The sequence below is a fragment of the Streptomyces sp. NPDC040545 genome (genome assembly GCF_055595065.1).
The window spans coordinates 417,093-428,265 of record NZ_JBVIWA010000002.1 but is presented as its reverse complement, the minus strand read 5'-3'; the positions used below and the strand labels follow the sequence as shown (position 1 = coordinate 428,265).

Below are 11,173 nucleotides of genomic sequence, written 5' to 3'. Positions count from 1 at the left end.
TACCCGGGACAGAGCCCGTGGAGGCACCACGCCCCGGCGGAGCCGACAGCAGACCGCCGCCAGGCGGGTTCCGTCGCGGCACCGCGAACCGGCGGAGCCGATAGGCGAACCACCACCGGGCAGCGCCGGCCGGTCGTGGCACCACTCCCCGGCGCGGAAGCCCTACCAGGCAGGGCCCGTCCCGGCACCACCCGGCGAAGCCGACAGCGGACCACCGCCAGGCAGAGCCCGTCCCGGCACCACCCGGCGAAGCCGACAGCGGACCACCGCCAGACGGGTCCCGTCCCGGCACCGCGAACCGGCGGAGCCGATACGCGAACCACCACCGGGCAGGGCCCGTCCCGGCACCGCCCGGCGAAGCCGGCGGTGAGCCGCCGCCAGGCAGGTTCCGTCGCGGCACCGCCAACCGGCGAAGCCGACAGAGCCCGCCGAGGCACCACCCCCCGGCGCAGCCGACAGGCGAACCACCACCGGCCAGGGCCCGGTCCCGGCACCACGCCCCGGCGAGCCCGGCGCGGCACCGCCAACCGGCGGAGCCGGCAGCGGGGCCACCGCCAGGGAGCGCCCGGTGGAGCCGGCGGGGGGTGGTAGGGCCGGGCGGCGGGGGGCGCGCTGTCAGGTGCGCTTCCCCGCCGCCCGGGTTCTCAGGAGGCCCGGACGCGTGTCGCGTCGGCCTTCTCGCCGTCCCAGGAGAGGGCGACGGGGGTGGCGGACGGCTCCTCGGGGGTGGCGAGCCATCCCACGAGTGCGCCGTCGCGGGTGACGAGGACCGCGGCGGACCCGGCGGGCAGGTCCAGCGTCCAGCCGCCGCCGGTGCCGGTTCCGGTGCCGGTTCCGGTGACCCGGTCGTCGGCGTCGGTGGGGTTGAAGGCGCCGATGACGCGGACGCCGTCGGGGCCGGACCGGCTCAGGACGCGGGCCCTGCCGTGCGCCGTGGTCCGGCGCGGGCCGGCCGGAGCCGGGAGCGCGGCGGCGAACGAGGCGAGGAACGCGGCGGCCGCGCCGTCCGCGGACTCGCCGGCCGGGAGCGTCAGCTCGCCGGGGCCGTCGCCGCCGGAGTGCCCGGCCCGCAGCACGGCGACGGGGACGGGGGTGCCGTCGGCGGCGGGCGCCGGGCGCTCGCCGTGCCAGCCGAGCCCGATCAGCCGTCCGGAGTCGGCCAGTTGGCGGTGCACGGCGTCGGCGAGTTCCGCGAGGACGGTGGGGCCGGTGCGCTGCCAGGCGCCGGCCTCGGGCAGGGCCCGGTCGACGAGGACCACCGCGTCGCGGTCCAGGACGGAGCCGGCGAGCAGGTCGCCGAAGCGGTCGAGGAACGTGGCCAGCAGCTTCAGGCCCTGGGCGTTGGCCTGGTGGGCGCCGCCCTCGGCGAGCGGCGCGCCCGGGGTGTACGGAGGTGCGTGCAGGGCGGGATCCACCCCTTCGGCGCGCAGTCCGTCGGGGTCCATGTCCACCAGCGGGCCCCAGTTCTCCGTGGCGCAGGCGGTGTAGACGCTGACGGTGGTGGAGCCCAGCATGAGGGCCAGCAGGGCGTTGAAGACGGGGGTCGCCGGCCGGGCGAAGGACTCGTCGGTCCAGGTGAACCCCCAGTTCGCCTCGACCACGTCGGTGCCGCCGAGGAGGATCCCGGCCAGGTGGGAGCCGAAGGCGGCGGTCTCCCGGGCCGGGTTGCCGATCCATTCGGTGTGGCCGACGAAGTACCCGGAGCCCTGCACGGCGCGCTGCCGGGCGGCCCAGGCGTCGAGGGCGGCGCGCGGCGCGGTGACCCCGGTGAGGGGGACGTTGGCCAGCCGCGCCGGGCCCTCGGGGAAGAGCGCGGAGATCCGGTCCCACAGGCCGACGATGGCGTGCCCGGACCAGCGGGACCACTGCTGCCGCGTGGCGCTGGTCCACCGGGTGACGTCCTCGGTGGCGAGCGCGGCCTCGTCGGGCAGGCCGCGTCCGGTCAGCCAGTGGGCGAACGCCCGGCGGGCGGCCGGTGAGGCGTCCTGGGCGTCCACGGGGAGGTGGGCATCGCCGCAGGTGCCCTCGTTGCCGAGCTGGAGGGCGACGACGGGGCCGTCGGGGGCGGCCGCCCCGGCGACGACCTCGTCGGCGACGGCCTTCAGCCAGGTCTCGGTCTCGGCCTGGACGGCCGGGTCGAGGAGGCTGGGCAGCGGCTTGCCCTGGGAGGTGAGGACGGTGCCGTCCAGCCCCTGGTACGGGGTGTGTCCGGGGCCGCAGAGGCGGTCGGGCAGCCCGCCGAGCTGGACCTCGGCGTGGATGAAGGGTCCGGGCTTGAGGAGGACGCCCAGCCCGGCGGCGGCGGCCAGCTCCAGCAGTCCGACGACGTCGCGCTGCGGGTCGGTCTTCCCGGTGAAGTCGAAGGAGCGGTCGCCCTCCTGTGCACCCGTCTCGTGGAAGCGCCACGGGACGTAGCAGGAGACGACGTCCACGCCGAGGGCCCGCAGTTCGCGCAGGTCGGCGGCCCAGTTGGCGGGGGCAGCGCGGTAGTACGGGTATTCGCCGACGACGACGGGCCGGGTGGTGCCGGGGACGAGCGCTCCGGCGAGCGCGGTGCGCGGGGCGGGGCTCATGCGGCCGCTCCGTCGTGCGGGGGTACGAGGACGACCTTCAGGGCGGTGTACTCGGCGCCGGGGACGGCGGCGAGGGCCTTGAACGCCTCTTCGTGGTCGGCGAGGGCGAAGCGGTGGGTGACCACGCGCTCCAGCGGCAGCTGCCGGGCCAGCTCGACGGCCTTGGGGAAGATCATGCTGTTGTAGTCGCCGGCGCCGATGATCTGCAGGCCGCGCTGGAGCAGGGTGAGCGGCCGGACGGTGGCGGAGGCGTTGCTGTTGAAGCCCATGACGACGACGCGGCCGCGCACGGCGGCGTAGCCGATGCTCTGCTCCAGGAGGTTGCCCACGGAGTCGACGACGAGGTCGCCGCGTTCGGTGAGGGCGGGGTCGTCCGGGGTGTGGACGGTGACGCGGCCGCCGAACTCGGGGGCGTCGAAGATCTCCTGGCCGAGCCGGCCGCGTACCGGGTCGGGTTCGACGAGGAGGACCGTGGCGCCGTAGCGCTGGGCGGCCATGGCGGTGACCACGCCCATGGGGCCGCCGCCGACGACGACGGCGGTCTCGCCGGCTGCCAGGCGGCCGGCCTCGATGTTGTTGAGTGCGCAGGCGAGCGGTTCGACGACGACGGCGCGGTCGAAGTCCATGTCATCGGGGATCGCGTGGCAGAAGAGCTCGGGGAGGCGGATGAACTCGGCGAAGGAGCCGTCGTAGTCCAGGCCGACCTCGGTCCCGGCCTTGCGGCCGCAGAAGTTCCAGTGGCCTTCGAGGCAGGTGGGGCAGTTTCCGCAGTACAGGGTGGGGTTGACGATGACCCGGTCGCCGACGGCGAAGCGGGTGACGCCGGGGCCGGTGGCGTCGACGACGCCGACGGCCTCGTGGCCCATGACGACACCGGTCTCGGCGGGGAACTTGCCGACGAGGACGCTGCGGTCGGTCCCGCAGATGCCGCTCTGGGTGACGCGGATGACGATGTCGTCCGCGGCCACCGGCTCCGGCTTGGGGTGGTCGACGAGGGCGAGCGTGCGGTCGGCGGTGAGCGTCAGGGCCTTCATGATTCCTCCCTCACGGGCGCGGCGGCGGCGCGGCCCAGGTCCCAGCGGATGGTGTCGAGGAGCTGCTTGTGGAGTTCGGGAGTGGCGGCGGCGATGCAGGACTTCTGGTTCATCGGTCCGAGGTCCACCAGGGAGGTGCTCCCGAGGTCGTCGCCGTAGGCGTCGGTGATGACGACGCCGGCCTGCCGGGCGAGGTAGACGACGGCGGCGATGTCGTAGGGGAAGAGGTGGAGGATCGAGCCGCGGCCGACCCGCAGGAAGGCCTCTTCGGTGTCCGGGTGGTCGCGCAGCACGCGGTTGCCGATGTCGACGTAGGCGTCGAGCTGGCCGGTGATGATGCGGGAGATGGAGAAGGTGCTGCTGTTGAAGACGAAGATGCCGCCGGTGTTGGCCGAACTGTCCACGAGGTGGCCGTACGCCTGCGTCATCAGGTCCATCGGGTGGCCGTTGAACTCGATCGACCAGAACATGTGGGTCGGGTCGGTGTTCCGGCTCAGCCGCGGGACCGGGGTGGCGAATCCGCCGCTGTCGAGGCCGTCGGTGTCGTCGCCGTAGAGCCATGCGCCGCTCTTGATCTCGACCAGGCAGGCGGCGTCGACGTCGGCGAGGGTGGGCTTGCCGTCGCCGTAGGGGGCGGCCGCGATGGACACCATGCCCATTTCGAGGCCGGCCGAGGTGGGGCGGGTGCCGTCGATCGGGTCGACGACGAGGAGGACCTGCGGCTCAGGGGCGAGCTCCACGTAGGAGCCGTCCTCGGTGTAGAGGGCCGCGGGGACGTGGGCGTGTTCGCGCAGGTAGTCCAAGACGGCCTTCTCGGCCACCTCGTCGACGTCGAACTGGGCGTCGCCGCCGGGCGAGTCGCCGTGGACGCTGCGCTCGCGGCCGGTGGCCTCGTAGGCGAGGAGTTCGGCGCGGACGTGCTGCCCGAGGGAGGTGAGCAGCCGCTTCATCGGGTTGTCGGCGGTCATCGGGCCAGCTCCGCGAGGAAGAGGTTCTCCAGCTTGTCGCAGATCTCCTCGGCCTGGTCCATGGTGAGGATCAGCGGCGGCCGGATCTTGAGGACGTTGCCGTAGCCGTAGCGCGAGGTGCGCAGGATCAGGCCGTGGTCCATGGCCTTGGTGGCCAGGTGGTTGGTGAGCTTCACGGCGGGCTTGCCGTCGGCTTCGGCGATCTCGAAGCCGATCATCAGTCCGACGCCGCGGACGTCGACGATCTCCGGGTAGCGGCGCTTCATGTCGTTGAGGCGCTCCATGATGTAGTCGCCGGTGCGGGTGACGTTCGCCAGGAATTCGGGCTGCCGCACGATGTCGAGGGTGGCGTTGGCCGCGGCGGCGGCCAGCAGGTTGGCGCCGTAGGTGAATGAGTGGTGGTTCGCGGGGAGGCCGGCGAGCCGCTCGTTGGTGATGATGGCGGCGACCTGGGCACCCGATCCGCCGAGGCCCTTGGCGGTGGTGATGGCGTCGGGTTCGACGTCGAAGTACTGGGCCGCGAACATGTGGCCGGTGCGGCCGATGCCCGTCTGGATCTCGTCGAATATGAGGGCGATGTTCTGCTCGTCGCAGAAGGCGCGCAGTTTCTGCATGTAGCCGTCCGGCGGGACGATGTTGCCGCCGTTTCCGGAGATCGGCTCGATGAGGACGGCGGCGACCCGGCCGGAGCTGGCGTAGTCGACGAAGTCTTCGAGCCGGTCCACGCACATCATTCCGCAGGAGCCTTCCTTCTGCCCGTAGAAGCAGCGGAAGCAGTACGGGTCGGGAACCTGGAGGCTGCCGGGGAAGAGGTTGGGGAACGGCTCGCGGCGGAATGCGTTGCCGGACATCGACGTCATCATCATCGTCTGTCCCACGTGGCTGCGGAACAGCGTGATGACCTCGGACTTGCCGGTGGCCATCTGGGCCATCTTGATGGCGCCCTCGTTGGCGGCGGAGCCGCCCGAGACCTTGGGGTGCACCTTCGTCAGGTTGTCCGGGGAGACCTCGACCAGTCGGCGGACCAGGCCGTTGACCGGATCGCTCTGGTAGGAGGAGGTGATGTGGACGACCTTGTCGAGCTGGTCCTTCATCGCGGCGACGACGGCCGGGTGGGAGTATCCCAGGCTCAGGTTGAAGGTCGCCGACGCGCAGTCGAGGTAGCTCTTGCCGTCCTCGTCGTAGAGGTAGACACCCTCACCCCGCGCCATCTTGTAGTCGCTGACGGGGTAATAGATGTGCTCGGTAACGTCCTTGGTTTCCATCGGTCCCTCTCACACGGGTCGTTCGAGACGTCAACACGTCGAAAAATGGACGGCGGAATTGCAACTCACGTCCAATGGAAAAGAATTGGGTACGGCGGCTTGGTGCCGGTGGGGGGCGGCCCGGATACTTCACCCGTTTCAGACAGGGATCTCGCGGCAGCGCCTTCTCTTTCATAGGATCACATTCCAACTCGGCCTGACAAGTGGCCTTTCGGAGATGTAGATCTCTTTACTCCCTTTGCGGTCCGGTTTCCCTAGCCGGGAAAGGCGAAAGCGCCGGCGGAGCCGCTCAGGGAACGGGACACTGCCGTCGCGGCGTGCGCGACGGGCGGCCCCGCGGACCCCAGTGCGGCCACGGCCCGCAGGGTGCGCCGGGACGCCTCGTCCCGGGACAGGCCGGGCCAGCACAGGTCGTGCAGTGCGGACGCCGCGAGCAGAGCGCCCGCGGCCACCGCGTGGAGCGCGGAGCGGCCGGGATCCTCCACAGCCCGCCGCACCCGGCTCAGGGCCTCGGCGGGCCGGATCCCGGCCCTCCCGCCGGGTGGTCCGGCGCTGCCAGGGAGCAGTCCGGGGCGGGGGGCGGCGAGCGCCGCGGGGCCCAGGCGTTCCACCCAGTCGGAGGGCGCCCGGTCCCGGGGGGAGGCTTCGATCCGCGCCAGGAAGGCGTCCAGTGCCGGGTCGCCGCGGCGGCCCCGTCCGGTCGGCCGGACCCGGTCGCCGTACAGGTCGAGCCGGCCGGTCAGCGCGCCCTGGAGCAGCATGGCACCGGCGAGGCCCCGGCCGGTCTCGGTCTCGCGGCGCGGCGGCGGGAAGCTGCCGTGCGCGGCGGCGCACAGGGCGTAGAGCTGCGCGGGGGCGGTCACGTCAACGCCGCCTCCAGGGTGACCCGCAGCTCTTCCGGCGAGGTGAACACGTGTCCCTGGAGGCCGAGTCGGCGGGCCGCGTCCACGTTCTCGGCCCGGTCGTCGACGAACAGGATCTCCCCGGGCGGCAGTCCGAGCTCGCGGACGCACCACTCGTAGGCGGCGGGTTCGGGCTTGGCGCTGCCGATCCGGCAGGAGAGACCGCGGACCGCGAACCGCTCCAGCCACGGCTGGGTGGCCTCGTACCGGGCGGCCAGGTCCTCGGGGATGTTGGAGAGGAGGCCGAGCGCGACCCCCTGGTCGGCGAGGAGGCCGAGCAGGTCCACCATGCGCCGGTCGGTCTCGCTCCAGCTGGCGAGGTCGGCGGCCGTCAGCTCCTCGGTCAGCCGCGGGTCGGGCGGGATGCCCAGGTGCGCGCAGACCGCTTGCCAGTAGCCGGGGCCGGTGACCTCGCCGCGGTCGTAGGGGGGCCGGTGTGCCCAGTACGCCTCCCAGAAGCGGTCGGGGTCGCCGCCGGCCGTGCGCTCCAGGACGGCCATGGACTCGGGCGACTGGACACGCGCGATGACACCGAACATGTCGAAGAGGACGGCTTTCATCCTTCGGTTCCTCACGTTCTACGGGTTCAGAGTGTGGTGACGGCGTCCGTACGCCCGGAGTCGCGCGGGCCGGGCACGCCACCGGGGTCGGGGGCGTTGCGGCGCAGCCACAGGCTCAGCACGCCGCAGATGACGGCGAGCAGGAACAGCAGCAGCGGCACCGTCTTCACCTCCATCGTGTCGATGACGGCGCCCAGCAGGGGCGGGAACGCCACGCCGCCGATCATCGAGGCGGCGATCACATAGGCGCCGGCGGCGCCGACGCCGGGGACGGCGCGGTTCAGCCAGGGCAGGCAGGTCGGGAAGATCGGCGCGATCATCAGGCCGACGCCGAAGTACGCGTACGGGGCGAGCGCCGGGACCGTCGCCAGGAGGAGGAAGCCGGCCATGCCGACGCAGCAGACGAGGAGGATCGACGGCGCGGACCAGCGCAGGCTGATCGGCGCGGCGACGAACCGGCCGATGGTCATGGCGGCCCAGTAGGCGGAGGTCGCGGTCGCTGCGGTGGCGGCGCCGTATCCGACGGCTTCGAGGTGGGTGGGCTCCCAGCCGCCGACGCCGGTCTCGATGGCGACGTGCAGGACGTAGACGCCGATGAACACCGCGATGATCGGAAGTACCCGGGCGCCTCCTGCCGGGGTGCCCTCGGCGGGGGCGGGGGCCGGCTCGCGGGCGGCCACCCCGCCGAGGGTGACGAGGATCAGCAGGCTGATCACGCCGGTGCCGATGAAGATCTCCGGATAGTTGTCCGCCCCGAGCCAGCCGATCAGGGCGGGGCCGGCGATCGCGCCGATGCCGAAGTGGCCGTTCAGCAGGTTGAGCATGGCGGTGCTGCGGTGGCCGAAGCCGACGGCGAAGAGCTGGTTGAGGCCGTAGTCGATGCCGCCGAAGCCCAGGCCGATGACGAAGGTGCCGGCGAGGGCGAGGGTCCAGCTCGGGGAGAAGGCGAAGGCGCCCGCGCCGACGGCCATCAGCACGTAGGACCCGCCGAGCAGCACCCGGTTGTTCAGGCGGCCCCGCAGGAGGTGGTAGATCAGCACCCCGAGGAGGGCGCCGACGAAGTGGGCGCTGAGGCTGAGCCCGGCCACGGCCGGGCTGATGCCGAACTCGTCCCGCAGGGCCGGGATCGCCGGGCCGTAGAGCGCCTGGAGGGCGCCGATCACCACGAACGCCAGGCACGAGGCGACGATCGCGACGGTGGTGAGCAGGGGCTTCCCCCCTTCTGGCAGGTCGGCCTCACGGGTGGCGGTCATGGCTCTCCTCATCGGTCACGGCCGAATGAACACAATCGACGTTCACAAAAGCAGGAAGTTCCCACTACTCCGCTCACGCTACACATCACAGATGTTCGTTTCAACAGTTTGAATGTTCGAAAGGCGCATCCGGACGGCTCTCGGCCGCCCTCTGTGCTAAAAGCAGACACATGAACGTGATGGAGAGGCACAAGTTCGTCGTGGGACTGCTCATGCAGCAGAACCGCGCGACGGTGGCCGAGCTGGCCCAGGCCACCGGGGCGTCCGAGATGACCATCCGCCGGGACCTGGAGGTACTGGAGTCCCGGGGAGCGCTGCGCCGCGTGCGCGGCGGGGCGGTGAGCAGCCTGCCCGGCGGCGTCGAGCCCCCCTACGCGATCCGGGCCATGTCCGGAGCGCAGGCCAAGGAACGGCTCGCGCGCGCCGTGGTCGAACTGCTCACGGACGGCGAGACGGTCGCGCTGGACACGGGCACGACCGCCGTGGCCATCGCCAAGGCCATGGCGGACCGCCAGCTCACCGTCGCACCCCTCTCACTGCACGCCGCCTTCACGCTGTCCGCGTATCCCGGCATCCAACTGGTGATGCCCGGCGGACAGGTACGCCCCGAGGAGCTGTCCTTCTACGGCCACACGCCCGTGCAGACCTTCAAGGACCTGTGCTTCGACACGTTCATCCTGGGCTGCTGCGGGGTCGACCCCGTCCAGGGCGCCACCGCCTACAACCTCGACGACGTACAGGTGAAGCGGGCGGCCGTCGCCGCGGCGCAGCGCGTGATCCTCGTCGCGACCGCCGACAAGATCGGCCGTGCGGCGCTGGGCCGCATCTGCTCCATGGAGGAGATCGCCCTCGTCGTGACGGACGCCCCCGCGGACTCCCCCGCGGTCGAGGTGCTGCGCGACCAGGGGGTCGAGGTGGTCCACCCGGCGGACGACTGAGCCGGCCGGCCTCGGGGGCCCCGGTGGGCGGGGCCCGCCGGTCGTCTGGGATCCATGCGAACGCGCCTTTCCTGCACGGTGCGCATCCCCGATCGGCGCGCCCCGTCCCAGCATCGAGGGGGAAGCGGCCGCCCGCCAATGGGGGGCGACCGTCGTCTTACCGACTGTCGGAAAGACGACAGCAAGAAATTGCTGCAACTTTCAGGCGCAGCCTACGTGTTCCGGCCATCCCGGCGGAGGCACGTCCTCCGGCGCGCCGCCCCGCCCTCGCCGCCGAATTCCGCCGTGGATCAAGGATCTTGCACCGGCCTCCCCTCAAGGCCCGCACACAGGAAGCATGTCCGATACACGTTCCTGGGGCGGCGGGCCGGAGCGGAGTCTCCTAGCATCGCGATCGCGACGGATGCGAACGAGAGGGCAGCGAAATGAAACCAGGCGCGCCGAACCGCCCGCACGACCGTGACCGACCCCGGGAGCTCACGTCCGAGGAGATGGACCTCTACCGGGAGTTCGCAGAACACGGCCCCCTCCAGAGAAGCCAGGTGCTCGCCCGGGCGGAACCCGCCGCCATGGCCCGGACCCTCGACGCCCTCGTCTCCAGCGGCCTGGTCCAGCAGATCGGCCCCGACTGCTTTGCAGCCACCAACCCCACGGACGTGTCCGCGCGGTTGCTCAAGCGGTGGGAGGAACGCGTCCAGGGGGCCCAGCTCGACCTGCTGCGCATGCGGGGGCAGCTCGCGGAACTGGCCATCGTGCACGCCGCACGCCAACGCACCCTGGAGGGACCGCCGCTGGAGCGCATCGAGTCGGCGGCCGAACTCCGGCCCATCCTCGACCGGCAGGCCGCCGCGTGCACGCAGGAGGTGCTCTGCGCCCAGCCGGGCGGCCCCCTGCCCGAGGCCGAACTGCGCCGCGCCCGCGCCCGGCACCGGGACCTGCTCTCCCGTGGCGTCCCCGTCCGCACGCTGTACCAGCACTCGGCCCGGTTCGACCCGCCGACCGTGCGGTACGAGGCGGAGCTGGCGGCACTCGGGGCCGAGGCGCGGACGGTCTCCGGCGGCCTGGCCCGGTGCCTGGTCTTCGACCGTTCCCTGCTGGCCCTCCCGCTGCCGGATACGGCGGGCGGGGCCCTGCTCGTCCGCAGCCCGGACCTGGTCGCGTTCGTCGCCGAGATGTTCGACCTGCTGTGGGCGACGGGTGAACGCATCGGCAAGCCCCGTGAGAAGGCCTTCATCCAGGACGTCGCCGACCAGGCGAAACGATCCGTACTGCAGCACCTGATGCGGGGCGACGACGACCGCGCCACGGCCCGCGCCCTCGGCATCTCGGTGCGCACCTGCCAGCGTCACGTCTCCGCCATCATGCGCCAGCTCGGCGCGACGAGCCGCTTCCAGCTCGGCTACCTGGCCCACCGGCACGGGCTGCTCGGACCCGACGGTCCGGAGACCGCCCGCACGGACGTCCCGACATCGATGTCAGGCCCGGTACCCGCGCCGGCTCCTCCCGGGTCCCCGGCATGCTCCGTGGACCGCGCCACCTGGATCCACCTGTCACGGGATCGCGGTACCGAAGACTTCTCCGAGCGGATCGGGCGTCGTCAAGAGGCGTATTAGTGGGACTTTCGGGACCGTCCGGCCGTCGCGGACAGTGGCCTCACGTCGTCGTTGATCGACCGATCCG

General features: G+C 72.2%; 9 protein-coding genes. 2 read left to right on the top strand and 7 right to left on the bottom strand.

Annotation, left to right across the window (positions count from 1 at the left end; genetic code table 11):
• Positions 1–644: 644 nt before the first annotated feature.
• From ACZ573_RS06740 to ACZ573_RS06710, 7 genes are all read right to left on the bottom strand, one after another.
• The gene (locus ACZ573_RS06740) at positions 645–2,573 is read right to left on the bottom strand and encodes a beta-galactosidase (protein ID WP_471299968.1); all 1,929 of its coding nucleotides are present in this window, start codon (positions 2,571–2,573) and stop codon (positions 645–647) included.
• Positions 2,570–3,607: a zinc-dependent alcohol dehydrogenase gene (locus ACZ573_RS06735; RefSeq protein ID WP_471299964.1), complete on the bottom strand. Its 1,038-nt coding sequence runs from the start codon at positions 3,605–3,607 to the stop codon at positions 2,570–2,572. Before ACZ573_RS06735 ends, ACZ573_RS06740 begins: the two co-directional genes overlap by 4 nt.
• The gene (locus ACZ573_RS06730) at positions 3,604–4,575 is read right to left on the bottom strand and encodes an inositol monophosphatase family protein (RefSeq protein WP_471299961.1); all 972 of its coding nucleotides are present in this window, start codon (positions 4,573–4,575) and stop codon (positions 3,604–3,606) included. Before ACZ573_RS06730 ends, ACZ573_RS06735 begins: the two co-directional genes overlap by 4 nt.
• Positions 4,572–5,840: an aspartate aminotransferase family protein gene (locus ACZ573_RS06725; protein ID WP_471299958.1), complete on the bottom strand. Its 1,269-nt coding sequence runs from the start codon at positions 5,838–5,840 to the stop codon at positions 4,572–4,574. Before ACZ573_RS06725 ends, ACZ573_RS06730 begins: the two co-directional genes overlap by 4 nt.
• Positions 5,841–6,094: 254 nt before the next feature.
• Complete coding sequence (locus ACZ573_RS06720; protein ID WP_471299956.1) at positions 6,095–6,703, bottom strand: GPP34 family phosphoprotein; 609 nt, start codon at positions 6,701–6,703, stop codon at positions 6,095–6,097.
• Positions 6,700–7,302 (bottom strand): HAD family hydrolase, encoded by a 603-nt coding sequence (locus ACZ573_RS06715; protein WP_471299953.1) that lies wholly within the window; start codon positions 7,300–7,302, stop codon positions 6,700–6,702. The genes ACZ573_RS06720 and ACZ573_RS06715 overlap by 4 nt, the downstream gene beginning before the upstream one ends.
• A 26-nt stretch (positions 7,303–7,328) precedes the next feature.
• Positions 7,329–8,555 (bottom strand): MFS transporter, encoded by a 1,227-nt coding sequence (locus ACZ573_RS06710; protein ID WP_471299950.1) that lies wholly within the window; start codon positions 8,553–8,555, stop codon positions 7,329–7,331.
• A gap of 170 nt (positions 8,556–8,725) precedes the next feature.
• Here ACZ573_RS06710 and ACZ573_RS06705 point away from each other — a divergent pair, with 170 nt between their 5' ends.
• On the top strand, positions 8,726–9,493 hold the full coding sequence (locus ACZ573_RS06705) for a DeoR/GlpR family DNA-binding transcription regulator (RefSeq protein ID WP_471299946.1): 768 nt from the start codon (positions 8,726–8,728) through the stop codon (positions 9,491–9,493).
• 425 nt (positions 9,494–9,918) lie between these two features.
• Complete coding sequence (locus ACZ573_RS06700; protein WP_471299943.1) at positions 9,919–11,106, top strand: helix-turn-helix transcriptional regulator; 1,188 nt, start codon at positions 9,919–9,921, stop codon at positions 11,104–11,106.
• Positions 11,107–11,173 lie beyond the last annotated feature (67 nt).

Excerpts from the sequence above, each read along its gene's own strand:
- ACZ573_RS06740 (WP_471299968.1), bottom strand. The coding sequence starts at position 2,573 with ATGAGCCCCGCCCCGCGCACCGCGCTCGCCGGAGCGCTCGTCCCCGGC.
- ACZ573_RS06735 (WP_471299964.1), bottom strand. The coding sequence starts at position 3,607 with ATGAAGGCCCTGACGCTCACCGCCGACCGCACGCTCGCCCTCGTCGAC.
- ACZ573_RS06730 (WP_471299961.1), bottom strand. The coding sequence starts at position 4,575 with ATGACCGCCGACAACCCGATGAAGCGGCTGCTCACCTCCCTCGGGCAG.
- ACZ573_RS06725 (WP_471299958.1), bottom strand. The coding sequence starts at position 5,840 with ATGGAAACCAAGGACGTTACCGAGCACATCTATTACCCCGTCAGCGAC.
- ACZ573_RS06715 (WP_471299953.1), bottom strand. The coding sequence starts at position 7,302 with ATGAAAGCCGTCCTCTTCGACATGTTCGGTGTCATCGCGCGTGTCCAG.
- ACZ573_RS06710 (WP_471299950.1), bottom strand. The coding sequence starts at position 8,555 with ATGACCGCCACCCGTGAGGCCGACCTGCCAGAAGGGGGGAAGCCCCTG.
- ACZ573_RS06705 (WP_471299946.1), top strand. The coding sequence starts at position 8,726 with ATGAACGTGATGGAGAGGCACAAGTTCGTCGTGGGACTGCTCATGCAG.
- ACZ573_RS06700 (WP_471299943.1), top strand. The coding sequence starts at position 9,919 with ATGAAACCAGGCGCGCCGAACCGCCCGCACGACCGTGACCGACCCCGG.